A 24,648-nucleotide genomic window follows, 5' to 3' on the forward strand; every position below is an offset into this window, starting at 1 on the left:
CTGAGGATAAATTTTGGTTAATTTTTAATCTCAAAATTTTCAATTCTTCACCATAACTCTAATTAATAAGCAATAAATAAAAAATACAATCAGCTGAATACAAACAACATATACGTAATATTAATTTTTTGTTAACAAAATTTTGGTAGTGTCAATAAAATTGCTAGTATTGTAATGCTTCATAATGAAGCATTAAAGAAAAACGCTACTTTATGATTAGATTTTTATCATTTTTTTCTGCATCAGGCAAAAAATTAATACATGATCAAAAAAGCATTAAAAAAAATAAAGAGATCATGCTTATGGGCGTAAATGCATCACAACACGTAGCAGGTAATCGCAGCAGGTAGATAATTGTCATATAAAAAATATGACAGCAATAGCAGAAAAGTGCAGATCTATAAAGGCGAAGCATTGTTATAAAAGAATCCCTCTCTTATATATGGTCAGAATACAAGATCACAGCAAATAAAAAAATTAAACATTATTGAAATGAAAAAAACTACATTTAAAATTGCAGTCCTAAGTCTGGTACTCTCCTGCTGCAATCAGGTATTTGGACAACAGACAGACAGTCTTTCTGTAAAAAAAGTATTAAAGGCTGAGGAAGGCATCAAAACTACAGCGGTATCTTCTAAAGAAGACAACAACAGAAACGTAATGCTAAATGCTGCCAACAACACCAGCCCCAGAGATGTGAATATCGGCCTTCCCTCTACAGTAGGTGGAATTACTATTCTCGAAAACGATCTGCCGTCTGTTTATCTCTTCTGGCCTGAACTTCCCAATAAAACATGGAGACAGAGTGTAGGGCTCGAAAAAACAGGACTCTTAAAAATGGACCAGCTCGCCAATACCATGGGAGACCTTGGTTTTGCTGTTAATTCTTACTCCCAGACTGGTACTAAAGATTTAAAAATAAAAGGAAAATTCACCACAAGCAGCTTTGGCTGGCTGCAGGGTGACGTCAATGTCTCCGGGCCTATTTCTAAAAACGGATGGACTTATACTGCCGGTGCATTTTTAAATTATGATCCCAGTACTTTTAAACTTGGATTTGCCAGAAATGTAGATGAAACCAAGATTTTCAGACTTGGGATTACAAAATATTTTAATAATGACAAAGGGAAAATCACGGCATTGTACAAATATGCAGACTCGTACAATATAGGCAACTATGCTGTCTTTCAATATGGAGAAAATGGTAAAGTAACCGAACTGGATGACTTTAGGATCGGAAGGGATTCATACGTTGTAAACGATGGGCGTATTAAAATGAAGGACCTTCTTAAAGGAAATGATTATTGGGCATCGATGGCAGGTAATGATAATACCACCAAATCCCACAACATTGATATTTTCGGTAATTACTTACTGAACAACGGATGGAATTTCAAATTCTCAACAAGAATGCATTTTGCTAAGGTTGCCATATCAACCATCATTCCATTGAGTATCTTCCAGGCTAGTGAATCGGCAGGCTATACAGTTGCCTCTACAGGCCAGCCCTATTCCGGGTACATAGGAACACAGCTTGCCATGCACACGCCGGAAACTCCCATCACCAATATTGCCGGCCGTTTTTCTTTCAATAAGCAGATTGGCAATCATAATCTTACTTTAGGAATATTAGAGCAATATTATAATGTTGACAAATTTACCTCCAACAGATCTTTCTTCTTTCAGACCGTCGGGGCACAGCCACAAAGATTAGTAGGTACCAATACAGATAGTGACGGATTTTATAATTACAATATAGGCGGAGAGTACCATAGCGGAACTGAAAACAAACTCTCTGTATATGCCACTGATGAATGGAAGGTAACGGATAACCTTAATCTGAGCTACGGCCTTCATCTAAGAAATCATATCGTTGACGGAGAGTTTTCAATGGTACCAAGAACTCCCGGATTTACTTTTGGAAACTCTGTTTTTACCAATATTAAACAAAACTGGCTGCAGGTTGCAGGAAGTTTAAATGCAACCTATAACATCAGTAAAAATTTCGGTCTACTGGCCAACTTCTTATATACTGAAGAAAACAGACGGTTAGAAAGCTATTCACAGGCATTTGATCCTAATACACAAAAAATAAAAAGTCCGCTGGGCGCCATTGGCGTATTCTGGAATACGGATTATATCCAGCTGATTTCACAAGCTACAATCCTTAAAAAGAATAATAATCTTAACCGATACAATCTAGTAAATCCCCTTAATACAACAGAAGCCCAGACAACAACGGTTTATTATGATATCCAGACTTTGGGATGGACTACAGATTTTGTTTTAAAACCATTCAAGGGGTTTAACCTTCATTATTTAATTACTTTCCAGGATCCTGTATATAAGAATTTTAAATTTAATGCCTTCGGAAAGGATTATGACTACAGTGATAAGAATGTATTAGGTGTTGCTAAAGTTTTAATGGAAATTGATCCAAGCTATACTATAGACAAATGGAGGTTTTGGGCAAGTTTCCGTTATTTTTCAAAACAATATGCCAACTTAACCAATGTACTGTACTTTGCTCCGAGATGGGAAACTTTTGGAGGTGTCAATTATACCTTCAACAAAAATATTAATGTAGGGGCAACCGTGATCAACTTCCTGAATCAAAGAGGAGCAAGCGGAACTATTAACGGTGCAGAACTGATTACCGATGCAAGTCCATATTACGGAAAACTATTGACCGGAACGTATATCATGCCGTTTACAGCCCAATTTTCAATCAACTTTAACTTCTAAACTTTATCTTATGAAAAATACAGTACTGAATATAGCCGCTTTATTTCTAAGCATTACAGCATTCTCACAGACCATCCATACCGTAACCAATGCTAAAGGACCTACTTTAGGATATACTGAGGAATCCGGTGTTGCCATTCTTACAGTGGGAGGTCATAAATTCAAAGATCTCAATAAAAACGGAAAATTAGATCAATATGAAGACTGGCGTTTACCTGTAGAAGAGAGAGCAAAAGATCTGGCTTCGAAAATGAGCATCGAGCAAATAGCAGGTTTAATGCTTTACAGTGCCCATCAGGCAGTTCCTGCTCCATCAGAAGGTTTCAGAGCCGGAAAATATAACGGAAAGTTTTTCAGTGAAAGTGGTGCCAAAGCCTGGGACCTTACTGATCAGCAGAAGAAATTCCTGAAGGATGACAATCTCCGCCATGTACTTGTTACCACTCTTCAGTCTCCGGAGGTTGCTGCCAAATGGAATAACAATCTGCAGGCTTATATAGAAGGATTAGGACTGGGAATTCCTGCCAACAACAGCTCGGACCCAAGACATTCTGCTTCTGTAACGGCTGAGTTCAATGAGGGTGCCGGGGGCCAGATTTCATTATGGCCGGATGGGCTGGCCATGGGAGCTACCTTTGATCCTGAACTGGTAAAAAAATTCGGAAATATAGCGGCTCAGGAATACCGCGCCTTAGGAATTTCCACAGCGCTCTCTCCGCAGATCGATCTGGGTACTGAGCCCCGCTGGTACAGAATTGCATATGTCTTCAGTGAAAGTCCAGAACTTACCACAGATATGGCACGAGGCTACATTGACGGTTTTCAAACCTCATTCGGGAAAGATGTTATCAAAAATGGATGGGGATATAAAAGTGTTAATGCTATGGTAAAACACTGGCCTGGCGGAGGCCCTGAAGAAGGGGGAAGAGATGCTCACTGGGCCATGGGAAAATATGCCGTTTATCCGGGGAATAATTTCCAAACACACGTAAAACCTTTTGTAGAGGGTGCTTTCAAATTAAATGGAAGTACTAAAGAGGCATCTGCCGTAATGCCTTATTACACGATCAGCTTTAACCAGGATACCAAAAACGGAGAAAATGTAGGAAACGGCTTCAGTAAATACCTGATCACGGATCTTCTCCGTGGAAAATACGATTACGACGGTGTAGTGTGTAGTGACTGGCTCATCACTGCAGATGAGGGCAAAACGCCTGGTACATTTGCTGGAAAACCCTGGGGAGTAGAAAAACTGTCAGTTGCAGAGCGTCATTATAAAATACTGGAAGCGGGTGTAGACCAGTTCGGAGGAAATAATGATAAAGAACCTGTACTGGATGCTTATAAGATGGGTGTAAAAGAACATGGTGAAAAATATATGCGTAACCGGTTTGAGCAGTCTGCGGTTCGTTTATTGAAAAATATTTTCAGAACAGGCCTGTTTGAAAATCCATATGTAGAGGTAGAGGAAACTAAAAAGATCGTAGGAAATCCGGAATTCATGAAAGCGGGTTACGAAGCTCAGGTAAAGTCTGTTGTCATGCTGAAAAATAAGTCAAATGCATTACCAATAAAAGAACGTAAGACTGTTTATATACCCAAAAGATATTCTCCCGCAGCATTTAACTGGTGGGCAGTCTATACCGCTCCTTCACTCAGCTATCCTATAGATTTAGAGTTTGTTAAAAAGTATTATAATGTTACCGATGATCCTGCGAAAGCAGATTTTGCTATTGTTTTTGTTCAGAGTCCCTATAGTGAAGAAGCGGGTTACAGCGATGTGGATGTTAAAGACGGAGGAAACGGATATCTGCCAATTTCACTTCAATATGAAACGTATACCGCTACAGATGCCCGGGAGAAAAGTATTGCTGCCGGAGATCCGGTTGTTGCTCCTAATATAAAGGATAGAAGCTATAAAAATAAAACGACAACAGCGAGTAACTTTACGGATCTTCAAACTATCCAGAATACTCAAAAAGCAATGAATGGCAAACCTGTAATCGTTTCTGTGACTGCATCAAAGCCTATGATTTTCTCTGAGTTTGAAAAACATTCGGATGCTATTTTAGTCAATTTTAATGTATCTAATCAGGCTGTAGTAGATATTATAGCAGGAAAATATGAGCCTTCGGGATTATTGCCGCTTCAGATGCCAAAAGATATGAAAACCGTAGAAACTCAAAAAGAAGATGTTCCTTTTGACATGGTTCCTTATACAGATTCTGAAGGGCATGCTTATGATTTCGGATATGGCCTGAACTGGTCAGGCGTGATCAAAGATGCGAGAACTATGAAGTATACCCGATAATTTATTAAAACAATACTATATAGCATGAAAAACCTAATTACAGCTGGATTATTCCTTATAGGAATCACTACTATGCAGGCACAAAAAAGCATTCCATTATACAATGAAAAAGCACCGGGAACGGAAAAATGGAAACAGAAAGAAGCCCATACGTATTCAGATCTGTTTAAAACCGAAGTGGTATATAATGTAACCAGCCCTTCTATGCTGGTATTTGAAGCTCCAAAAGACAAAGCGAACGGAACAGTAATCGTTATTGCTCCGGGAGGTGGCTTTCAAAGCCTTTCTATCAATAGAGAAGGGATTGATTTAGCAAAAAAGCTTGCTGAAAAAGGAATCACCGCAGTTGTTTTAAAATATCGGCTTCTGGAAACAAAATCTAATGATCCTGCCCGTGAAATGATGGAAAACATTAAAAACCCCACTGCATTTGAGACTAAAACAGCTCCTATAAAAATGATGGCCGGAGAAGATGTGAAAACAGCTATTACGTACCTTCGATCTCATGCAAAGGAACTGAATATCAGAACAGATCATTTAGGAGTTATTGGATTTTCTGCAGGGGCAAATGTTGTTTTAGAGAGTATTTTACACAGCACCAATGCTTCTACTGTTCCTAATTTTGCAGCCGCTATTTACGGAGCACCTGATGAAAACCTTTTAAATGCACTAATTCCCGAAGGATCATTGCCTATGTTTATCTGCGCTGCCAGTGACGACCAGCTCAAATTAGCACCGAAAAGTATTTTATTGTATACTAAATGGCTGGAAGCAGGCCAGCCCGCTGAGCTCCATATGTATGAAAAAGGCGGCCATGGTTTTGGAATGGGAGTTCAAAATTTACCTGTAGACCACTGGATAGACGTGTACATCCAGTGGCTGAAATATCATCGATATCTGTAGAATTTAAACAAAGAAAATATAAAAAAGAGTCATCCGGTTATTATACGATTTGTCCGGAAGAATAAATATTCAGGAATAATTTTATTTTCATGACTACTCTGAAAAATATAAATATCAATAGAAAGTAAAATTCATGAGATGAACCTTTTTTTAACAAAAGAAGAAAATGACATTTTTTTAATGATATTGTATTGAAAAATCCTGTTCTTTTTGTATTATTGTCTCAAAAAATGAAAATAATATTTTAAGTCAATAAAAAGTATACATTTCGCTGTAAAAAACGTTAAAATAATTGCAAAAATATGGGTTCATCCCTATATTTGCCCTACTTCACAAAATATAATGCTGTAGGCAAAATCTAAGGACCTTTCCTTACCACAGATAAATAAATGTTTATGAATAATAAAGAAGTACAACCGCAAAGCAGGAATTATACCATTCCGCTGATTACCATTACCCTCTTGTTTTTTATGTGGGGATTCATCACTTGTATGAATGACATTCTTATCCCCTATCTGAAACAGCTTTTCAAACTTACTTTTTTTGAATCTATGCTTGTACAGTTCTGCTTTTTCGGAGCTTACTTTATAGGTTCATTGATTTATTTCTTCATCTCAATCTCTAAAGGAGATCCCATTAATAAAGTAGGCTATAAAAAGGGAATTCTCTTTGGAATTTTCCTTGCTTCTTTAGGCTGTATTCTATTCTATCCGGCCGCCACATTTTCCTATTATCCTTTATTTCTAGGTGCGTTGTTTATTCTTGGTTTAGGATTTACAGTACTTCAGATTACAGCTAATGCTTATGTATCCTTATTAGGATCGGAAGACTCAGCTTCCAGCCGCTTAAACATGACTCAGGCTTTCAATGCGCTGGGAACTACTATTGCACCGGTTTTAGGGGGACATTTGATTTTTGAATTATTTTCCTCAGAAGACGGTTCTTTCAGTGCTGTAGCAACAAGAATCCCTTATCTGATCTTTGCAGCCATCCTTTTATTGGTAGCTTTACTGATTTCCAGAGTTAAACTTCCTTCTTTTCAAACCAATGATACAGAAGAAATTGTAAAAGGCTGGGGTGCTTTAAAGTTTAATCACTTAAAATTCGGAGTCTTTGCTATGTTTTGTTATGTAGGCGGTGAAGTTGCAGTGGGAAGTTTTATTATAAGTTTTCTGGAGCAGCCTCAGATCATGGGCTTTGATGAAATAATCAGTAAAAATTATCTTTCTTTATATTGGGGAGGTGCTATGATTGGGAGGTTCTTAGGTGCTATTTCTCTAAACCACTCTATCAGTCAGGGTAAAAAAGCGATTTATATGCTAGGTGCAGCAGCCCTTGTATTTTTAGTCATTTTCAGTATTGTTAATCTGACCTTTGCCCAAATCAGTTTCTTCCTTGTATTTATTGCACTTAATTTTGTTGCTTTCTTTATTGGTAAAGCAGCTCCGGCAAGAACATTATCTATTTTTGCCGCTGTCAATGTAGTATTATTGATTTCTGCGATGGTAAATAGTGGTGAACTGGCGATGTACAGTATTCTGGGAATCGGAATTTTCAATTCTATTATGTTCTCTAATATTTATACGCTTGCCATCTCAGGATTAGGGAAATATACCAGTCAGGGATCCTCTTTGGTCGTAATGGCAATTTTAGGAGGTGCCATTGTACCCATTTTCCAGGGCTATCTTGCAGATCAGTTTGGGGTACAGCATTCATTTATTATTCCTGTATTCTGCTATCTGGTGATCCTGATCTTTGGTGCTTATTGTACAAAATATCTTGGCCACGTGGAAAGTACGGAAGCCAAGTCAGGCCATTAAAATTATTTAAATCTAAATGTATAGAAGCGGAATATTAAAATATTCCGCTTTATTTTTTTCTTATCTTAAAGGTGTAACTTTCTATTAAAATAAAGGACTTATTCATAGATAATTTAAAGCCGGATTACAATGAAATTACAGTTACAATTCGAATATGCAGCTTTTCTTCTTTTAGGAATATATGCGTTTGCACAAACAGGATATTCCTGGTGGTGGTTCGCCGGACTGTTTTTTGCTCCAGACATTTCGATGTTGGGATATACGGTGAACAGTAAAGCGGGTGCCTTTTCCTATAATCTTTTCCATCATCTGGGACTAGCTATTCTTGTTTATCTGGCCGGAACATTCCTCTCTTTACCTTATCTGCAGGCGGCTGGGGCCCTATTATTTTCGCATTCTTCCTTTGACAGAATATTAGGTTATGGATTAAAATATCCGGACAGCTTTCAGAACACGCATTTGGGGAAAATTGGAAAAAAACCGAACTAATATACTCCGTTAAACCTTAAATTCAGCATTCAGGGATTCTCTCCTTCAACTGTACTATTTATTATGGTACTTATTTTATTCAAAATAAAAATTGTTGCGCCGTCTATGATTACATTTCACAGTCATACAAAACAAAAAAGCAACCTCTTTCGAAGTTGCTTTTTATTTTGAAAATCTTTATAGATTATTTTCTTAAACCTAGTTCAGCAATAATTGCTCTATATCTTGCGATATCCTTATTTTTAAGGTAATCTAATAAACTTTTTCTCTTACCTACCAATTTCACTAGAGATCTCTCTGTGTTGAAATCGTGACGGTTAGCCTTTAGGTGTTGAGATAAGTGGTTGATTCTGAAAGTGAAAAGAGCGATTTGTCCTTCAGCACTCCCTGTGTCTTGTGCAGATTTCCCGTGTTTTGCGAAAATTTCCTGCTTTTTGTCTGTTGTTAAGTACATTCCAATATTGTTTAATGATTATTATGTAACGGGTGCAAAATTACAACTATTTTTTGATCCTGCAAACATTATTGATTTCATAAATCAATTTTAATAGAAAAAAATGTTAAAAAAATCATAATAAATTTCATGTAATCCAACGAAAAGGCAGTAATTTTGCATTCGAATTACAAATGAAAAAAATTATATCCTTTACAGCAGTTATTATTTTTTTAGCCATTGGTTTTACTTCTGTAAAAGCACAGAAAAATACTGATGACAAAATAAGAAAAGTCCTGTACTTCAATCCCGAAGTAGAGCCTGATATTGATGAAATAAAGGATCCTACGAATAATGCTTTTTTTGATGCTGTGTCTGATAATTTCAGTGGAAAAAGAAATAAAATGCTTCGCGCAGAAGTTCAGATTTCCTACGATAGTATAGACCGACAGACCATTATGGATTACTGTGTGAATAATGATGCTGATTTTGCCATTGTTTCCAAAGTAAGGTATTTCAAAGTAGGTTTTGGAAAATATGTGTTCTCGAATCAGGTTGTGGTAAGCATGAAACTTTTTGACGCTGACGGAAACTTTGTTACAGAAAGTGATCATGACACCTACCGCAAAAATATGCGTTTGCTTGGTTCTACCGTAAATTCTGTTAAGATGGGAACAGAAGGGGCAATAAAAGGGATTATAAAAAAACTGAGAAAACTGAAACCAACAGAAACAGAACTCTGAGCTGGAAGTTTATCGTTTTAAACTTCTCGCAGGTAACAGATTTTCTATCGTAAGCTCTCCCCTATCTCTTTATTTAAATCTAATAATTATCGATTTTTTACCGGCTGATTCACAATGGGCAGATACTTTTCAGCCTATATATCCGAACTTATAAAAATTTCAGATTTCTTCTGATTTTAGTTTCTCCAATACCATTTTCTTTTGAAAGTCGGGATGGATCATACTGCAATTGGAATATTCATGAATGATCTCTATCCTTATTTATAAAAATATAAGCCTGAAATACAAAGCATTTATACCCATTAAAAAATACACATTTTATTCAAAAACATCACAAGATACTGATTAACAGTTTAATATTTTCACCAAATGATGAATAATTAAAAAATATTTACTATTTTAGTGATACATTAAAACCTTAATCATATGAAAAATTTAAAGAAACTCAGCAGAGAGAAAGCCAAGCAGATTAAAGGCGGAGCATCAGCAAGATGCAGTAAAATGAATCCATGCACTATTGGATGGTGTTGCAATGGTATTTGCAGTCCGTTCATTTGTATGGAATAAAAAACAAGGTAAACTAAACTTTAAAATCAAATCCTATGAAAAATCCAAATCTTAAAAGACTTAGCAGACAAGAGCAAAAAGAAATTAAAGGAAACGGAATTATTAAAGGATGTACAGAACATTCTCAATGCCAAGGTGGATCATGCTGCCACAACACATGCGTTTTATACCCATGCCCCTTGGAATAATGATAATAATATGATCATTACGCACACCTGCAAATGCAGGTGTTTTTATTTAAAATATTAAACAAAACATTTATTCATTGTAAAATATTTTCACCAACAAATGAATAATATAGAAATATTTACTATTTTAGTACTACATTAAATCTAAATTATATGAAAAATCTAAAGAAACTTACCAGACAGGCTTCAAAAGAGATTAACGGAGGTATCGGACCATTCAGATGCAGTATAAACAGACCTTGTTCCGTTGGATATTGCTGCAATGGAGAGTGTCTTGATCATGACTGTATGATAGAGCCTTAATTTTAAATTATTAATAATCATGAGTAATTTAAATCTTAAGAAGCTCAACAGGCTGGAGCAAAAAAACATTAAAGGAAGTGGAATAAAAAAGTGTGGCAGCAACTCAGATTGCGGGCCATACCAATGCTGTACAAACGCTGTCTGTACTTACATTCCTACTTCAGAATGCGAACCAATTTAAAGAATATTGGAATTTAAAATTTAATTTTTCAACATCCGTCCCGGCGGATGTTTTTTGTTCTTATTATGAAGCACTAAACTTTAATTAATCCTTAATTTTCCCAGTTTATTACGCAGTCTTAAAAATTTGAATTATTTTTGCATATCCAAAAAATTTCAGCCTTTGAATTCTAGAGACGAACTTATCTTCAATCCTGCCGACATTGCCGAAACACTCAGCGAACTTCCTGCTGATGAAAGGCTGCTCGCATTCCTGAAGGTACCGAAAGAATACAAAGCAGAAGTGTTTTCCCACCTCGACCCTGACTTCCAGGAAGATACCATCAGAAGTATCGGAAGCGATGAAGTATCCGAGATCCTGAATGCGATGACTCCGGATGACAGAACCTCTCTTTTTGAGGACTTCCCGGATGAGCTTATCAAGTACTCTATCAATCATCTTAATCCGCAGGAAAGGAGAATTGCTTTAAAACTTTTAGGGTACAATTCTGACTCTATCGCCCGTCTGATGACCCCTTATTATATCCAGATCCGTAAGGAATGGACGGTAAAAAGATGTCTTCAGCAGATCAAAAAGGTAGGGCGAAGAGTGGAAACTATGAATTATCTTTATGTGGTGGATGAAAGAAACCGCCTGATTGATGACCTTGCCATCGGGACCTTGCTTCTTGAGGAAGAAGATACACTGGTTTCTGATATTACAGATAATCATTTCGTCGCGATCACCACTACTACTTCAAAAGAAGATGCGGTAACTTATTTCGAAAAATACGACCGTGGTGCTCTTCCTATTATTACAGAAGCGGGTGTTTTGGTAGGTATTGTAACAATTGATGATATCCTCGACCAAATTGAACAGCAGAACACGGAAGACATCCAGAAATTCGGGGGATTGGAAGCGTTAGACCTTCCGTATACCCAAACATCATGGAATGAGATGATCAAGAAAAGAGCTACCTGGCTTATTATTCTTTTTGTTTCAGAAATGCTGACTGCTTCTGCAATGGGATATTTTGATAAGGAAATTGAAAAAGCAGTTGTTCTTGCTTTATTTGTTCCTCTTATTATTTCCAGTGGAGGAAATTCAGGATCACAGGCCGCCACTTTGATCATCCGTGCTATGGCACTTCAGGAGATCAATCTTAAAGACTGGTGGTACGTCATGAAGAAGGAAATTATCTCCGGAATATGTCTGGGAGCTATTCTAGGAGCCATCGGGTTTATCAGAATTATGCTTTGGCAGCAGATTGGCTTTTTCAACTATGGTCCATATTGGGTGTATGTAGGACTGAGTGTCTCCGTTTCTCTTATTGCTATCGTATTATGGGGAACTTTATCTGGTTCTATGATTCCTTTTGTTTTAAAGAAATTAAAACTTGACCCTGCTACTTCTTCTGCTCCGTTTGTGGCAACATTGGTGGATGTAACGGGACTTATCATTTATTTTACAGTCGCGGGACTTTTCTTAACCGGAAAACTTTTGTAATTTTAGGCATCATCTAATATGCCAATATGAAAATCGTTTCACTTGTACCCTCTATTACTGAGGCTTTATTTGACCTGGGACTGACCGAACATGAGGTTATCGGCCGGACAAAGTTCTGTATTCATCCTCATGATAAAGTAAAAAACGTAGCCATTATAGGAGGCACAAAAAACATTAATATTCAGAAAATAAAAGACTTACATCCGGATCTCATCATCGCCAATAAAGAAGAAAATGTCAAAGATCAGGTAGAAGTTTTAATGAGTGACTTTAAAGTAATGGTAACCAATGTAGAAACGATTGAAGACAATTATTATCTTCTTAAAAACCTTGGAAACCTTTTCAAAAAAGAAGAAAAAGCACAGCTTTTCAACCTTAAAATTTACGATATTCTTAATCTGTCAAAACTTGAAACACCGGTAAAAGCAGCATATCTGATCTGGAAAAATCCTTATATGACTATTGGTTCAGACACTTTTATTCATAAAATTCTGGCAGAAATAGGATTTGAAAATATTTTTAAAGACAAAACCCGCTACCCTGTGATTACCACAGAAGATCTTTCGGATGCTGATGTAATCATGCTTTCCTCTGAGCCTTTTCCTTTTAAAGAGAAACATATTGAAGAACTGCAGGTCTTTTATCCTGACAAAAAAATCATGATTGTAGATGGTGAAGCATTCTCCTGGTACGGAACTCATATTGCCAAATGTGAGCATTATTTTAAAGGATTACTCACAGAAATAAATTTAATGCGGATCTGACCTTTCAAAGATCTCAAAATTTCAGATGCTTAAAATGTAGAAGTGAAAATATTGCCTGCATCCAATCTAAAAGCTATTAATATTTACCTGAAAGGCTTTTCAATGCTATTTTTAAGAAACTACTATTTCTTATTTTTCACTAAAAATCAGCTCCTCTGTTCAGCAAATCAACATAAAAAAACTCCAGCCTAATAAGCTGGAGTTTCTATTATATTCTTATTGAAATTCAATTACAATACTTTGGAAACTTCATTACAAAGCCATTCCAATAATTCACGGTCTTCTGCTGTGAATGGATCTACGGTGTGAGAATCAATATCAATCTGACCAATATTTTGTCCGTCTTTGAAAATAGGAACCACAATTTCAGCCTTGGTATCAATTGAACAGCTCAAATAGTTACTTTCTTCATGTACATCCGGCACAACAAATGTTTCATTGGAAACGGCAACCTGACCGCAAATTCCTTTTCCGTACGGAATAATAGTATGATCGGTAGGTGCTCCTACGTAAGGGCCTAAGATCAGTTCTTCTTTATCTCCATTTTTGAAATAGAAACCTGTCCAGTTGAAATAAGAAATCTCCTGATCCAACAAGTGACATACTTTTTCAAGTTTTTCTTCTGTATTATGTTTAGGACTTTCAAGAATTGAGGAAAGTCTTTTCTTTAATTCTGACATTGTATTTATTTTTTAAGAGAATTGTTTTAAGGATAGTTCTTCTTTATAACCGAACATTCCACGCTCTTTAATCATTTCTGCCACGCCATCCGGAACCTGGGTTTCCCAGCCCTTGGCACAACAAGCAATTTTTCTCAATATTTCTCTTGAGTAAATTTCTAAAAATTCCGGATTATAATTGGTAATATCTACAATACGGTTATTGCGTTTGAAATATTTGTATAATTCTTTAAGGTTTTCTTCTACTTTAAGGTTTGAAGAATCCAGTAACTGATGTGTTTCCGGATCTTTGTAAGGATACAGATACACTCGCATTCCATTTCTGAAAAACTTACCGAATGCTTCCAGAATTCCTCCGGACATATCTTTGTAGTATTTCTCGTCAAATACCATCAACAGGTTATTTACCCCCATTGCAACTCCAATATTCCCGCTAGTATAAGAAGCAAAATAATCGATCAGCCTATAATATTCCGAGAAGTTTGAAATAATAACAGTATACCCCAGTTTACCTAAAATATCTACTCTATCCAGGAAATCCCTCTCATCAATGTCACCATCCGCTCTAAGATTGGAAATGGTAATTTCAATAAGGACCTCTGTGTCTTCGTGGCTGCAGATAGCATCTTTAACGAACATATCCAGTCCATTTTGAAGCATATCAATATTTACTTTCGTAACTGGTCTGAAGCTTCCTCTTACTGCAAAGATATTTTTCTTGTACAAGACATCTGCCGGAAGCATATTGCTCCCCTGAGAATTGAAAATTACAGCATCCGTCATTCCGTTTTTCACAAGCTGTAAAGACATCAGCCTGTTATCAACATATGAAAAAGCAGGTCCGCTGAAATCGATCATGTCAATTTCCAGATTGTCTTTTGCGATATCATCGTATAAAGATTCAACAAGTGTTCTTGGGTTATCAAAGTAATTGAAGGCTCCGAAGATCAGGTTCACGCCAAGGTTACCCAGTGTTTCCTGCTGTAAGGTAGCATCATTTTCTTTGAATTTTACGTGGATAACGATCTCATTGTAGTCTTCGTTTTCTTTGGTCTGAAAACGGATTCCTACCCATCCGTGACCTTTAACGGTCTTATCGAAATTAATAGTTGTTACAGTATTCGCGTATGAGAAGAATTTTCTGTCAGGATTATTATCCCTGGAAATTCTTTCTTCAATCAATGCAACCTCATAGCGGAGCATCTTGCGAAGTCTGTTTTGGGTTACATATCTATTTTTTACTTCTTTTCCGTAGATGGCATCACTAAAATCTTTGTCGTAAGCAGACATTGCCTTAGCAATTGTACCGGAAGCTCCCCCTGCTCTAAAAAAGTGGCGAACAGTCTCCTGCCCGGCTCCAATTTCTGCGAAAGTACCATAAATAGTAGGATCTAGATTAATTGTTAATGCTTTTTGCTTAGGAGTTAGTTTCTGATACATTAGGACGTGAAATTTTTTGTAAATTTACCAAAATTAAACCAACCTCAAAACAAAATGAAGTTGAAATTTTTAGGAACTGGTACTTCCCAGGGTGTACCCGTTATAGGCTGTACATGTGAAGTGTGTACCTCCGAAAATCCGAAAGACAAACGTTTACGCTCTTCCGCTATGGTAACTACGGAGGAAAATAAGAAAATACTCATTGACTGCGGTCCGGATTTCAGGCAGCAAATGCTTACAAACCATGAGCACAACGTAGATATTGCGCTGATTACGCATGAGCATAATGATCATGTGATTGGTCTGGATGATATGCGCCCATTAATTTTCAAAAGCGGAAAAGATGTTCCCTTATACTGTTACTCACGGGTAGCATATGAGATTAAAAACCGTTTTCCATATGCATTTGCTGACGTACGATATCCGGGAGCTCCGGCTTTTGAACTTCATGAAATTGAAAATAAACCGTTTCACGTTCTGGATACGGAAATTACCCCTGTTGAAGTAATTCACTATAAAATTTCAGTTTTCGGATATAAGTTCAAAAATCTTGCATACATCACTGATGCCGGTTTTATTTCTGAGAAAGAAAAAGAAAAATTAAAGGATCTGGATGTCCTGATATTAAACTGTATCAGAAAATTTGATCCCCATCCTGCCCATTTTATACTGCCGGATGTTATCAAACTGTTTGAAGAGTTAAAACCTAAAAAATTATTTTTAACTCATATCAGTCATCATTTAGGTCTGCATGATATTGAAGATAAACAACTTCCGGACGGAATGCACCTTGCCTACGATGGTTTGGAAATATTTTTTTAATTTTTTTTCTTCAAAAAGCTTTTGAACATTGAAAAAAGTTCTTATATTTGCACACCAATTTGAAACAAACAACATGTTTGGACTCAACATCAAGCCCAGGTGGCGGAATTGGTAGACGCGCTGGTCTCAAACACCAGTTCTTAGGAGTACCGGTTCGATCCCGGTCCTGGGTACAAAAAACCTCTGAAATCATTTGATTTTCAGAGGTTTTTACTTTTTAGGGTGGTCAAAAGGGGGACTATTTTGGATCAGGTGCAAAAGTTGGGGGCTACGCAAAAAGTTTGGTTAATCTGAATAAAAAAAACGATCTGTCCTTCACCCCTCTGAGCTGCATCCTGAAGTTTTTGATTTTAGCATTGAAAGATTCAGCCGCTGCGTTAGTTCTCCTTTCAGATAAAATTCTTTTCTTTGCTTGTTTTATAATGTCAAGTATATCTTTGAATTCAATTTCCAATTCAGGAAAATCATTCCTAATTTTCTTGTGTGTTGGATTTAGCTTATCTAAAGCTATTTTAGTCTTATAAATGACTAATAGACCTCTTTTCGTAATGTGTTTTTCTTCCCATTCATTTTCTGCGAAGTATAAGGATTTTAAAACTAAAGATATCTCTAATTGTGCCAAAGTAATTATACAATGAAGATTTTCTATCTCAGTCTCAAAATGCTTAGCGATTTCTGGTTTTTCCTTGAAAAGATCTTTTAGATCATCATAAGAATTAATAACACTTTGCATAAAACTCAAATGTTCAGTCGATTCTCTAATATATTTTTCTATCATTTCGATTTTAGTAATTGTTTTCATAAATTATCTAAAGGGGTTACAATATTCAAAATTATATTTTTACTACGCTATCTATTTGCGTATGCTATTATTTTCTATTTGACATCGTTTTTTGAGATTTAATTTATTTATCTAATATCAACGTTTTTGAGGTTTGTGATGGTGGGAAAATCGAAGAACTAACGTTTAACTTTGCTATTTCTCCCACTATTGCAGAACCTTTGCTGTACGTCCATTATTTTAATCGTTCTATATTTGCTAAATATTTTTTACAAAGTCTTTTTTCTCTTGTATCAAAAAGAGCTCTTTTTACAGCGTAAGTTCCACCAAGTCCAATACCTAATGCTCCCAAGATTTCTTTTGAATATTCAGCAGATAAAGCTTGAGGATTATTTATAAGCATATATGTTGCAAATGGTATTGAAGCAAGTCCAATTCCCATTAGTACGATTTCTCTTGTTAACTCAGAATAAATACCATTAAAGCTATTGACAAATTGCCTTTCAGTAACGCCATTTCCAATTGAATCTTCTAAGAGGTTAATTTGATTATTAAAAGCTTTAATTCTTTCTCTGTTTCTATTTCTAAATTCAATTAATGTGTCAAGGCTAATTTCAGAAATATTAGCAGGAACAAGTAAACTTATAATTCCTTTCATAAACTTATTTTTGTTAACCGTACCAAGATTATGAACTCTTGAAAAATTTGAATAATTGTCAAATTCTACGTTATCGGTTATAATTGATCCATTTCTTTCATATGAAATTTCCTGTGCTAAATGGGTCATAAATAGAAAAGCTAATTCTTTCGGTAAAATTAATCCATCGCCATTTCTACGTCCAATATTTTCTCTTTCACAAAACTCGCCAAATTGGTATGAAAATTTTTCTGAATAAATTTGATATGTCCAATTTCGGTCATCTCGCCAGCTTCTTTCAATATTTATTTGATTCATTAGCGGTGCTCTCCTATAAGGATTTTGTAAGAATCTTTCAGCTTCTTCGATTGATTTAATTGAAGCACGTTCTCCTTGAAGGTATTCAGGTGAATACATTTCAACTAAATCAGTTTCATTTAATAATTTTCTATAATCGTCAGAAATCAAATGTTGTCTACCATCTGGAACAATACTTTCAAATTTTTCTAGATAAAGGACAGAAAATTTCAACCATTCTGTATTTGGTGGTTCTAAATTTGGATAGTATATAAATTTTTTCATAGTACTTTTTTATAATAACGCAAAACATTCAAATTTACGATCTACGTCTTGATTCATGCGTTTTGTGAGATTTATGTTACCATTTTAAAGTTCTAAAGCTTCCCTTTCGAGAGGAAGTTTTAATTATTAAACTCAACCCAGCTGTTGCAAACCTATTTTTAGACATTATGATATACCAGGGTTTTTACTGTTTAGACAACTCAGTTTTACTACTCAATAAGTTGTAAATTTTTTTTGTATTTTCTGATACTTTATCCCATTCACCAACAGAATAATATTTACAACTCAACGTAGTGTTTCTGTTAATGTAATTTAATTCTACATTTCCTACATAATCAGTAGCAGCTAAAGTTGTAAATTTGGGTTTAAGAATTGAAGATTTAATCCAACTTTTTAAGCTGTCTTTTTCACTTTTGTCAAGATAAATTTTTGTTTTTACAGTGTCTTCAATAATGTATTTAGGGGGAATATTATAAATCTGTTTATTCCAGACAATATTTTCAACTTCTGAACTGTCAGAGTGATTTTCAATTGTAATTTTCTGAAAAAGGGTGATAACCTCTAATTTTTCCCAAGTGTCATTATCTATTTTATTTTCAGGTTGTTTTGCACAAGAAAACAAAAGACCTAGAATAAATATTGATTGTATTCGCATCGTTTTTTTGAGATTTATTATTAATTTTTAGTCTTTAAAATTATGTCTTAAAAATTAAACTTTACAATAAACTATATTTATTTTATCGTTTTTTGAGGCTATTTCGAATAGGTTAATTTCAGATCCATTTGTATACTATAAATTTTTATAGTTTATCTATATAGTTCTTCATTACGTTTCTCCCAATATTCATGCAACTCATGCCGGGTTGTAATAATTGAAGACTTCCCGTTTTTCAAATAGTTAATAAATATAAAATATACTCTAATTTGACCTTACCGCAAGATGATTTTAGCGAAAAAAAAGCCCCTACAATAATCTGTAGGAGCTAAAATATAAAGTTAGTTATTTTTACTTTTTTGAAGTGAGTGATAATGATTTGCTATATTAACCGCTAAAGAAATTACAAGACCTCTTATAAATGACCAAAGTATTATTTCATTTAATTCAGCTTTAGTAAAGTTAATATTGTCATGGTGTATATTAACTTCAATAACAAGTATAATTGATGTTAATGCTAAAGCTGCTAAGAATATATATCCTATCCTTTTTAAATTCATTTTATTTTAATTATTTTCAAATTCAACTTAATATATTAAGATTACAAAAATTAAATTATCTATTAAAAATCTGTTTTTTGACTAGTCCTGAATAGACATGCCTTAAAAAAGCTTCCCAGAAAAGGCTGGGAATATGACAAAGGTAAACTTCCCTGTTTTGTTTAAAAGGTGCTTTTTTTAGTGAGCATACATTTGTTCAAACTCAAATTTTTTTTCCAAGCCTGCTCTGCCTTTTGAGTCGCTTTGGACTTTTGTGCCGGCTGGCATCCTGCTTAATAGATCCTTCATTTCATTGTTTTGAGTTCCATCCTTCAAATCAATAAACTCTTTCATTGTTATTTTAGGATAGCTGCTTAATTTGGGGGTAAAATTTATATTGGGATCAACACTTAATTCCACTTTTTCAGCTTTCCAGATGTTAAAATTTTTATTATCTTCTCTTATATCTAATATTATTCCCGGCAAGCCAAAGAATTTAAAAGGTCCGGCGGAATATGGCAATTCTTTTGTAAAATAGGCAGTGACCTCCGAGCCTCTAAAATTAGTAGTTGCTTTTATACAATTATAACCCAGAATTTTTTTTGTTTTCGTCTCGTCAATTTTCCAAACCGGTTTAGTTAAATTATCGTGAATAAAATATTTTGTATTTCTGTCAAGTCCAGTAAAGAAAAAATCTTTTGTTTTTCCTTTGTCCTGAAGCTTTGAAATAAAATAATTCTTGCTTAAAAGTCTGCCACTTGGTTTTACTGCAGACATTGTACCATTACTATTGAAGTTAACTATTGAATCCTGAATTGATATGACATCATTATCTTTTATGTATAGGTCTTCATATAGGGTCGCAATAGGAGATCTTACATGATAATATTTTACATGAATCTGTGCAAGTCCACGCAAGAAAAACATTACGAAAAATATCGTAAAATATTTTTTTTTGAAATTCATAATAATTTAGTTTGCAGAAAGACTAAATCCGGCTTTAGCAAGATTCCATTTTACCATAGCCTGAAAAGCCTGACAAGATGAAAGCGTAGGAGCATCGGTAACGTACCATTGAGAACCAGTTACATTTCCTTCACTGTCATAAAATGTAACATTCACGCCACAGAGGTCAAAAGCTTTCTTGATTTCTGTCTTCTCAGTTTTAATTGAGGAAATTTTAAAATCTTCGGATTTCGCGCTTACAAGTCCAGCAACTCCAAAAGCTGCTAATAAAATTAGTTTTTTCATAAATGTTTATTTTTTTAATTAATAATATAATTGTGATTGCAATCTGAGATAATTATAACAATTATTTTATTAATCCACATTACGGAAATCCGGATTTACTAAAACTTTATTATTATGCAGAATACATGTAAGGTGAAAAGGGTTTTAGCGTCATAAAATTCTTTAATTTTATTTAAATGCTTTTCAACTGAGCTTAAACTGTTTGGCTTAATACCTTCATTTTTTAATCGTTCGGGTATTTCATTCTGACCAAAACCTTCTTGAAGATACTTAATAATCAATTTTTCTATTTCATATATGTAGTAAAATTACAATCTATGCTATTTTTCACCTTACAGAATCCCGTATGGATAGATCTGTATTGTATAGTAGTTTTACAATAAAAATAAAAGAATTTATCAATGGCTGTTTACTCTTAAAAAGTAAGGATAAACCAACTAAAGGATGATATTCTTCATAATTTGAAACAAACAGAAAAAAGGAACGCAGGTAAACAAAGTGAAGGAAGACTTATTGATGAACTAACTTTACTTCCTGCCTTTCAATATATATTTCCTATACCTGAATAGACACGCCTTAAAAAAGCTTCCCAGAAAAGGCTGGGAATATGACAAACAGGACAGAACGTTAGCTAACCGGGATGCTGAACTGGAAGCAAAAGTCTCAATAAGATACTCTCCATCTTGATAAGATCTCTTTCTTTATTTTAGATAGTTTTAATTCAATTTCTACTGCAATTCAATCTGCTTTTTCCTGATCGGTAAGCATTGTATAAGTCTCCAACTCATCTATCTGATGATTCAGTTCGGAATTTTCTTCTATTCCAATGTCTATTTTTCACGGATGGCTTCCCCTCGCTGCTGTACGATTGCATCGTGTGCTGAAGTAATAATAAACAACCACTGCTATTTTTGCAGTGGTTTTGTGTTTACTACTGAATACTACAATATTGCATTTTTTGTATTTATGGTAGAATATAAAATCATGATGGAAATATTAAGTAGTTTAATAAATCCTGACAACTCATCGCCCGTTGGGAAATTCAATGGGAATATTACAGAAATAGACTTGAATAAACAAAATAGGAGGTGTTCAAAAGCAGGAAAAGTTTACCTACCGACTTGGTATGGTTTCAATCACAATCTACAATACCCCTTTCAGTTTTAAAACTGAACTTAGCTGATTTGCACTGCTAAAATGTATACTTTCAAAGCCAAGTTCTGAAGCAGATTGAATGTTATCCTTATTATCATCAATAAAAAGGCAATCTTCAGCTTTAAGATTGTAGCGGTCTAATAATACCCGGAATATTTCTTTATCCGGTTTTATCATTTTCTCTGTTCCTGAAACGACAATACCATCCAATAATTTAAAAAAATCAAATCTATTATAAGCGATGGGAAATGTTTCCTCTGACCAATTGGTCAGCCCATATATAGCATATTTTTTCTTCAGCTCTTTCAAAACATGTACGGTTCCCGGTATTTCTCCGATGAGCATCTTCTCCCATTGTGAAAAATAGAATTGAATATTTACAGAATGCTGGGGATATTTTCTTTTCAAAATTGAAATACCTTCTTCAAAAGTTCTCCCCCTATCCTGCTCTAAATTCCAGTCGTCTGTACAGATGTTGCTGAGAAACCACTCCATCTCAGCGGGATCTTTAAATATATTTCTATAAAAATATCTGGGATTCCAGTCTAGCAGAACACCGCCAAGGTCAAATATTATTGTTTTAGTCATAAAAGATTTTATTGATTACGCTGATATTTCGACATAATTTCCTTCAGGATCAAGCACTACGCTTTCATAGTAACCGTCTCCTGTTGTTCTTGGTTCACTTTCAATAGTGTAATGATCTGCACGTAGCCTTTCTGTGAGCTTGTTTACAGCATTTTTTCCTCCTACAGAAATGGCAAAGTGAGCAATTCCCTTACTGAATCCTCTTTTTTCAGGCTCTTCATGAATATCCAACCTATTCATGATTTCTAAACGGGTATTACTTTCTCCAAATGTCAGAAAATAGGAAGTAAAACCTTTCCTTTCGTTGGTATATTTCTCTCCACTCACTGTATCAAAATACTTTAAATAAAATTCACGCATCTTTTCCAGGTCATCTGCCCAGATTGCTAAGTGTTCAATTTTCATAATGAAAAATTTTTAGGTGTTTGTCATTTTAAATAATCTATCAATTAAAATAATTAATTGTTTTTTTTTTGCAAATTTATACAAATTTGCATAATATTGCAAAATATAAATTTAATATGTTAGACAAAAAAATAAGTGAAGCTAAAAGAGCCACCCAATTTATATTTTTAGTTTGCGGACTTGCATTGTCAAGCTGGGCACCTATGGTGCCTTTAGCCAAAGACAGACTTCTCCTGAACGAAGCTGAACTAGGATTTTTACTTCTTTTACTCGGAGGCGGAGCTTTAGTAATGATGCCGCTATCCGGATTTTTTATCAGTAAAAAAGGTACCAGAAAAGTTATTTTAACTTCTGTTTTATCAGCTGCCTTACTCCTTCCTTTTCTGCTCATTGTTTCAGATATCTATCTGATGGGAATAGTCCTTTTTGCATTTGGCTGTTGTATCGGGACCATTGATGTCGCCATGAATTCACACGGTGTACAGGTCCAGAATGCCTTTGGAAGGCCTATCATGTCATCATTACATGGACTGTTCAGTGTAGGAGGATTATTAGGGGCAATGGGATTAGGATTTTTAATTAAATTTGGGCTTAATCCCATCTATGCAGCCATCACAATTTCTGCTTTATTGATTGGATTATTGGTTTTCCAGTTTCGTCACTTATTAAACTATCCGGAAGAAAAAGAGATCATTCAAAAATTTTCTCACGTTGATGAAGCCCAAGTAGTGACCAGCCGTTTTCAGTGGCTAAATGGAACAGTATTTATATTAGGCTTCATGTGCTTTATCGTTTTTCTTTCTGAAGGCGCTATGCTAGATTGGAGTGCTATTTTCTTAAGAGATAATAAGGGAGTAGAATCTGAATTTTCAGGAATTGGATATGCTGCATTTTCTGTAGCCATGGCAGTAATGAGATTAACAGGCGATTCTTTAATCAGCAAATTGAACAGCAAAATTGTTGTCATTGGTGGAAGTGTTTTAGCTGCTTTAGGAGTCTTAATCCTGATATTCAGTCCGTGGCTGGCATTATCACTCGCAGGCTTTGTTCTGCTGGGAGTAGGTGCAGCTAATATTGTTCCCGTATTTTTCAGTGAAGGCGGAAAAATTCCGGGCTTATCGCCAACTGTTACTATACCTGTTATTTCCACTATGGGATATGCCGGCCAGCTGGCGGGTCCTGCACTACTGGGGTTCATTGCACATCATTTTTCTTTGATGGTTGCTTTTGAAAGCATAGCTTTGTTGTTTATAATCGTTGGTGTAATCTATAAATTCAGAAAGTAATATATGTTAAAGGAAGAACGCTTTGAAATAATTCTTAATGAACTTCAAAACAAGAAAAAGGTTAAGTTCGAAGATTTAGCGGTACAGATTAATGTCTCTGAAGATACTATAAGAAGAGATATTGATCTTCTTCATCGTAACGGCCTTCTCTCAAAAGCAAGAGGTGGTGCCATTGTAAGGGAAAAAGATCCGCTTACTTTTCATGACAGACAATCTTTCCTGACCAAAGAGAAAGATATTATCGCTCTAAAGACACAGCAATTCCTCAAAAACGGAATGACCGTTTTCATGGATGGAGGTACAACGATATGGGCTGTCGTAAATTATATGCCTTTAGATATTAAAATCCGGATTATCACCAATAATCTTTCTATAGTTCCAATCATTGAAAAGTTTAAAAATGTAGAATTAATACTTCTTGGCGGAAACTATGAGCAAGATCTGGCTGTCACCTCGGGAATGACCACTTGTTATGAAGTTTCAAAATATATTGCTGATCTTTTTATTATGGGAACATGTGCCGTTGATTCTTCGTTTGGAGTTTCTTCTGTTTCAATCTCTGATGGGGAAACAAAAAAAATGATGGTACAGTCTTCCAAAAAGACAATAGCCCTTGCCAGTCAGAATAAGCTTAATCAAAGCGAATCTTTCAAAGTATGTGATTTACGCCAGGTCAGCACCTTGATAACTGATCTTGATTCTGATGATTCTGTACTGAATGCTTACAGAAAACCGGAACTTCAGATCGTATAATCCATCATGTTTTGGTTGATTGTCAAATAGCGCATGTTAAGACATTTGATATCTCATAGTCACCATCAATCCTCTACCTTTACTTGAGGAGACTCCTTTTTTTAGATTCTTATCGAATGATAAGCACAGTATGAAGGTTGTT

General features: G+C 35.2%; 24 protein-coding genes and 1 tRNA gene. 14 read left to right on the forward strand and 11 right to left on the reverse strand.

What is annotated here, in order from left to right:
* The first annotated feature begins 492 nt into the window (after nucleotides 1–492).
* From AC27VX_RS08535 to AC27VX_RS08555, 5 genes are all read left to right on the forward strand, one after another.
* Nucleotides 493–2,745 carry a TonB-dependent receptor gene (locus tag AC27VX_RS08535; protein ID WP_488695051.1) on the forward strand — a complete coding sequence of 751 codons (2,253 nt, stop codon included), beginning with the start codon at nucleotides 493–495 and terminating at the stop codon, nucleotides 2,743–2,745.
* A 10-nt stretch (nucleotides 2,746–2,755) separates the two neighbouring features.
* A complete protein-coding gene (locus AC27VX_RS08540; RefSeq protein WP_488695053.1) occupies nucleotides 2,756–5,056 on the forward strand; it encodes a glycoside hydrolase family 3 protein in 2,301 nt (766 codons plus the stop codon).
* A gap of 24 nt (nucleotides 5,057–5,080) precedes the next feature.
* Nucleotides 5,081–5,959, forward strand: a complete 879-nt coding sequence (locus tag AC27VX_RS08545) for an alpha/beta hydrolase (protein ID WP_488695055.1) — start codon at nucleotides 5,081–5,083, stop codon at nucleotides 5,957–5,959.
* A 395-nt stretch (nucleotides 5,960–6,354) separates the two neighbouring features.
* The gene (locus tag AC27VX_RS08550) at nucleotides 6,355–7,779 is read left to right on the forward strand and encodes a sugar MFS transporter (RefSeq protein WP_236857972.1); all 1,425 of its coding nucleotides are present in this window, start codon (nucleotides 6,355–6,357) and stop codon (nucleotides 7,777–7,779) included.
* Nucleotides 7,780–7,908: 129 nt separating this feature from the next.
* Nucleotides 7,909–8,268: a DUF4260 domain-containing protein gene (locus AC27VX_RS08555; RefSeq protein WP_488695058.1), complete on the forward strand. Its 360-nt coding sequence runs from the start codon at nucleotides 7,909–7,911 to the stop codon at nucleotides 8,266–8,268.
* A 184-nt stretch (nucleotides 8,269–8,452) separates the two neighbouring features.
* Here the strand turns inward: AC27VX_RS08555 and rpsO are convergent, their stop codons facing one another.
* Nucleotides 8,453–8,722: a 30S ribosomal protein S15 gene (rpsO, locus tag AC27VX_RS08560; RefSeq protein ID WP_034692246.1), complete on the reverse strand. Its 270-nt coding sequence runs from the start codon at nucleotides 8,720–8,722 to the stop codon at nucleotides 8,453–8,455.
* A gap of 173 nt (nucleotides 8,723–8,895) precedes the next feature.
* On the opposite strand from rpsO, the gene AC27VX_RS08565 reads away from it, so the two are divergent.
* The 5 genes from AC27VX_RS08565 to AC27VX_RS08585 all read left to right on the forward strand — a co-directional run bounded on the left by AC27VX_RS08565 (nucleotide 8,896) and on the right by AC27VX_RS08585 (nucleotide 12,932).
* Nucleotides 8,896–9,444, forward strand: coding sequence for a pyruvate decarboxylase (locus tag AC27VX_RS08565; RefSeq protein WP_488695062.1), 549 nt, complete (start codon nucleotides 8,896–8,898; stop codon nucleotides 9,442–9,444).
* A 426-nt stretch (nucleotides 9,445–9,870) separates the two neighbouring features.
* Nucleotides 9,871–10,011 (forward strand): bacteriocin-like protein, encoded by a 141-nt coding sequence (locus AC27VX_RS08570; protein ID WP_236857969.1) that lies wholly within the window; start codon nucleotides 9,871–9,873, stop codon nucleotides 10,009–10,011.
* A 341-nt stretch (nucleotides 10,012–10,352) separates the two neighbouring features.
* Nucleotides 10,353–10,502 (forward strand): hypothetical protein, encoded by a 150-nt coding sequence (locus tag AC27VX_RS08575; RefSeq protein ID WP_236857968.1) that lies wholly within the window; start codon nucleotides 10,353–10,355, stop codon nucleotides 10,500–10,502.
* 343 nt (nucleotides 10,503–10,845) lie between these two features.
* Nucleotides 10,846–12,168 (forward strand): magnesium transporter, encoded by a 1,323-nt coding sequence (mgtE, locus tag AC27VX_RS08580; protein ID WP_236857967.1) that lies wholly within the window; start codon nucleotides 10,846–10,848, stop codon nucleotides 12,166–12,168.
* 26 nt (nucleotides 12,169–12,194) lie between these two features.
* Nucleotides 12,195–12,932 carry an ABC transporter substrate-binding protein gene (locus AC27VX_RS08585; protein ID WP_488695065.1) on the forward strand — a complete coding sequence of 246 codons (738 nt, stop codon included), beginning with the start codon at nucleotides 12,195–12,197 and terminating at the stop codon, nucleotides 12,930–12,932.
* Nucleotides 12,933–13,162: 230 nt separating this feature from the next.
* Here the strand turns inward: AC27VX_RS08585 and AC27VX_RS08590 are convergent, their stop codons facing one another.
* Both AC27VX_RS08590 and AC27VX_RS08595 read right to left on the reverse strand, forming a co-directional pair.
* The gene (locus tag AC27VX_RS08590) at nucleotides 13,163–13,612 is read right to left on the reverse strand and encodes a GAF domain-containing protein (RefSeq protein ID WP_236857965.1); all 450 of its coding nucleotides are present in this window, start codon (nucleotides 13,610–13,612) and stop codon (nucleotides 13,163–13,165) included.
* Between the two features lie 12 nt (nucleotides 13,613–13,624).
* On the reverse strand, nucleotides 13,625–15,052 hold the full coding sequence (locus AC27VX_RS08595) for a TonB-dependent receptor (RefSeq protein WP_236857964.1): 1,428 nt from the start codon (nucleotides 15,050–15,052) through the stop codon (nucleotides 13,625–13,627).
* A gap of 54 nt (nucleotides 15,053–15,106) precedes the next feature.
* On the opposite strand from AC27VX_RS08595, the gene AC27VX_RS08600 reads away from it, so the two are divergent.
* On the forward strand, nucleotides 15,107–15,874 hold the full coding sequence (locus tag AC27VX_RS08600) for an MBL fold metallo-hydrolase (protein WP_236857963.1): 768 nt from the start codon (nucleotides 15,107–15,109) through the stop codon (nucleotides 15,872–15,874).
* Nucleotides 15,875–15,967: 93 nt separating this feature from the next.
* Nucleotides 15,968–16,047: transfer RNA gene (locus AC27VX_RS08605), tRNA-Leu, on the forward strand.
* 95 nt (nucleotides 16,048–16,142) lie between these two features.
* Here AC27VX_RS08605 and AC27VX_RS08610 read toward each other — a convergent pair.
* From AC27VX_RS08610 to AC27VX_RS08645, 8 genes are all read right to left on the reverse strand, one after another.
* A complete protein-coding gene (locus tag AC27VX_RS08610; RefSeq protein ID WP_488695068.1) occupies nucleotides 16,143–16,676 on the reverse strand; it encodes a transposase in 534 nt (177 codons plus the stop codon).
* A gap of 214 nt (nucleotides 16,677–16,890) precedes the next feature.
* Complete coding sequence (locus tag AC27VX_RS08615) at nucleotides 16,891–17,874, reverse strand: hypothetical protein (RefSeq protein WP_488695070.1); 984 nt, start codon at nucleotides 17,872–17,874, stop codon at nucleotides 16,891–16,893.
* A 184-nt stretch (nucleotides 17,875–18,058) separates the two neighbouring features.
* Nucleotides 18,059–18,529: a hypothetical protein gene (locus AC27VX_RS08620; protein WP_488695072.1), complete on the reverse strand. Its 471-nt coding sequence runs from the start codon at nucleotides 18,527–18,529 to the stop codon at nucleotides 18,059–18,061.
* Between the two features lie 341 nt (nucleotides 18,530–18,870).
* Nucleotides 18,871–19,089: a hypothetical protein gene (locus AC27VX_RS08625; protein WP_488695074.1), complete on the reverse strand. Its 219-nt coding sequence runs from the start codon at nucleotides 19,087–19,089 to the stop codon at nucleotides 18,871–18,873.
* 177 nt (nucleotides 19,090–19,266) lie between these two features.
* Nucleotides 19,267–20,034, reverse strand: a complete 768-nt coding sequence (locus AC27VX_RS08630) for a GLPGLI family protein (RefSeq protein ID WP_488695076.1) — start codon at nucleotides 20,032–20,034, stop codon at nucleotides 19,267–19,269.
* 6 nt (nucleotides 20,035–20,040) lie between these two features.
* Nucleotides 20,041–20,319, reverse strand: a complete 279-nt coding sequence (locus AC27VX_RS08635) for a hypothetical protein (protein ID WP_236857958.1) — start codon at nucleotides 20,317–20,319, stop codon at nucleotides 20,041–20,043.
* A gap of 1,143 nt (nucleotides 20,320–21,462) precedes the next feature.
* Entirely contained in the window at nucleotides 21,463–22,062 is a 600-nt protein-coding gene (locus AC27VX_RS08640) for an HAD family hydrolase (protein WP_236857957.1), read from the reverse strand.
* Nucleotides 22,063–22,077: 15 nt separating this feature from the next.
* Nucleotides 22,078–22,467, reverse strand: coding sequence for a VOC family protein (locus tag AC27VX_RS08645; RefSeq protein WP_236857956.1), 390 nt, complete (start codon nucleotides 22,465–22,467; stop codon nucleotides 22,078–22,080).
* Nucleotides 22,468–22,583: 116 nt separating this feature from the next.
* Between AC27VX_RS08645 and AC27VX_RS08650 the strand changes: the two genes are divergently transcribed.
* The gene (locus tag AC27VX_RS08650; protein WP_488695079.1) at nucleotides 22,584–23,753 is read left to right on the forward strand and encodes an MFS transporter; all 1,170 of its coding nucleotides are present in this window, start codon (nucleotides 22,584–22,586) and stop codon (nucleotides 23,751–23,753) included.
* Between the two features lie 3 nt (nucleotides 23,754–23,756).
* Nucleotides 23,757–24,506: a DeoR/GlpR family DNA-binding transcription regulator gene (locus tag AC27VX_RS08655; protein ID WP_488695081.1), complete on the forward strand. Its 750-nt coding sequence runs from the start codon at nucleotides 23,757–23,759 to the stop codon at nucleotides 24,504–24,506.
* The last annotated feature ends 142 nt before the right edge of the window (nucleotides 24,507–24,648 follow it).

The organism is Chryseobacterium sp. 14P4.3.2 (genome assembly GCF_057799275.1).

What these genes read in the sequence shown, in the direction of transcription:
- AC27VX_RS08535 (WP_488695051.1), top strand. Translation starts at nt 493, where the DNA reads ATGAAAAAAACTACATTTAAAATTGCAGTCCTAAGTCTGGTACTCTCC.
- AC27VX_RS08540 (WP_488695053.1), top strand. Translation starts at nt 2,756, where the DNA reads ATGAAAAATACAGTACTGAATATAGCCGCTTTATTTCTAAGCATTACA.
- AC27VX_RS08545 (WP_488695055.1), top strand. Translation starts at nt 5,081, where the DNA reads ATGAAAAACCTAATTACAGCTGGATTATTCCTTATAGGAATCACTACT.
- AC27VX_RS08550 (WP_236857972.1), top strand. Translation starts at nt 6,355, where the DNA reads ATGAATAATAAAGAAGTACAACCGCAAAGCAGGAATTATACCATTCCG.
- AC27VX_RS08555 (WP_488695058.1), top strand. Translation starts at nt 7,909, where the DNA reads ATGAAATTACAGTTACAATTCGAATATGCAGCTTTTCTTCTTTTAGGA.
- rpsO (WP_034692246.1), bottom strand. Translation starts at nt 8,722, where the DNA reads ATGTACTTAACAACAGACAAAAAGCAGGAAATTTTCGCAAAACACGGG.
- AC27VX_RS08565 (WP_488695062.1), top strand. Translation starts at nt 8,896, where the DNA reads ATGAAAAAAATTATATCCTTTACAGCAGTTATTATTTTTTTAGCCATT.
- AC27VX_RS08570 (WP_236857969.1), top strand. Translation starts at nt 9,871, where the DNA reads ATGAAAAATTTAAAGAAACTCAGCAGAGAGAAAGCCAAGCAGATTAAA.
- AC27VX_RS08575 (WP_236857968.1), top strand. Translation starts at nt 10,353, where the DNA reads ATGAAAAATCTAAAGAAACTTACCAGACAGGCTTCAAAAGAGATTAAC.
- AC27VX_RS08585 (WP_488695065.1), top strand. Translation starts at nt 12,195, where the DNA reads ATGAAAATCGTTTCACTTGTACCCTCTATTACTGAGGCTTTATTTGAC.
- AC27VX_RS08590 (WP_236857965.1), bottom strand. Translation starts at nt 13,612, where the DNA reads ATGTCAGAATTAAAGAAAAGACTTTCCTCAATTCTTGAAAGTCCTAAA.
- AC27VX_RS08595 (WP_236857964.1), bottom strand. Translation starts at nt 15,052, where the DNA reads ATGTATCAGAAACTAACTCCTAAGCAAAAAGCATTAACAATTAATCTA.
- AC27VX_RS08600 (WP_236857963.1), top strand. Translation starts at nt 15,107, where the DNA reads ATGAAGTTGAAATTTTTAGGAACTGGTACTTCCCAGGGTGTACCCGTT.
- AC27VX_RS08610 (WP_488695068.1), bottom strand. Translation starts at nt 16,676, where the DNA reads ATGAAAACAATTACTAAAATCGAAATGATAGAAAAATATATTAGAGAA.
- AC27VX_RS08615 (WP_488695070.1), bottom strand. Translation starts at nt 17,874, where the DNA reads ATGAAAAAATTTATATACTATCCAAATTTAGAACCACCAAATACAGAA.
- AC27VX_RS08620 (WP_488695072.1), bottom strand. Translation starts at nt 18,529, where the DNA reads ATGCGAATACAATCAATATTTATTCTAGGTCTTTTGTTTTCTTGTGCA.
- AC27VX_RS08625 (WP_488695074.1), bottom strand. Translation starts at nt 19,089, where the DNA reads ATGAATTTAAAAAGGATAGGATATATATTCTTAGCAGCTTTAGCATTA.
- AC27VX_RS08630 (WP_488695076.1), bottom strand. Translation starts at nt 20,034, where the DNA reads ATGAATTTCAAAAAAAAATATTTTACGATATTTTTCGTAATGTTTTTC.
- AC27VX_RS08635 (WP_236857958.1), bottom strand. Translation starts at nt 20,319, where the DNA reads ATGAAAAAACTAATTTTATTAGCAGCTTTTGGAGTTGCTGGACTTGTA.
- AC27VX_RS08640 (WP_236857957.1), bottom strand. Translation starts at nt 22,062, where the DNA reads ATGACTAAAACAATAATATTTGACCTTGGCGGTGTTCTGCTAGACTGG.
- AC27VX_RS08645 (WP_236857956.1), bottom strand. Translation starts at nt 22,467, where the DNA reads ATGAAAATTGAACACTTAGCAATCTGGGCAGATGACCTGGAAAAGATG.
- AC27VX_RS08650 (WP_488695079.1), top strand. Translation starts at nt 22,584, where the DNA reads ATGTTAGACAAAAAAATAAGTGAAGCTAAAAGAGCCACCCAATTTATA.
- AC27VX_RS08655 (WP_488695081.1), top strand. Translation starts at nt 23,757, where the DNA reads ATGTTAAAGGAAGAACGCTTTGAAATAATTCTTAATGAACTTCAAAAC.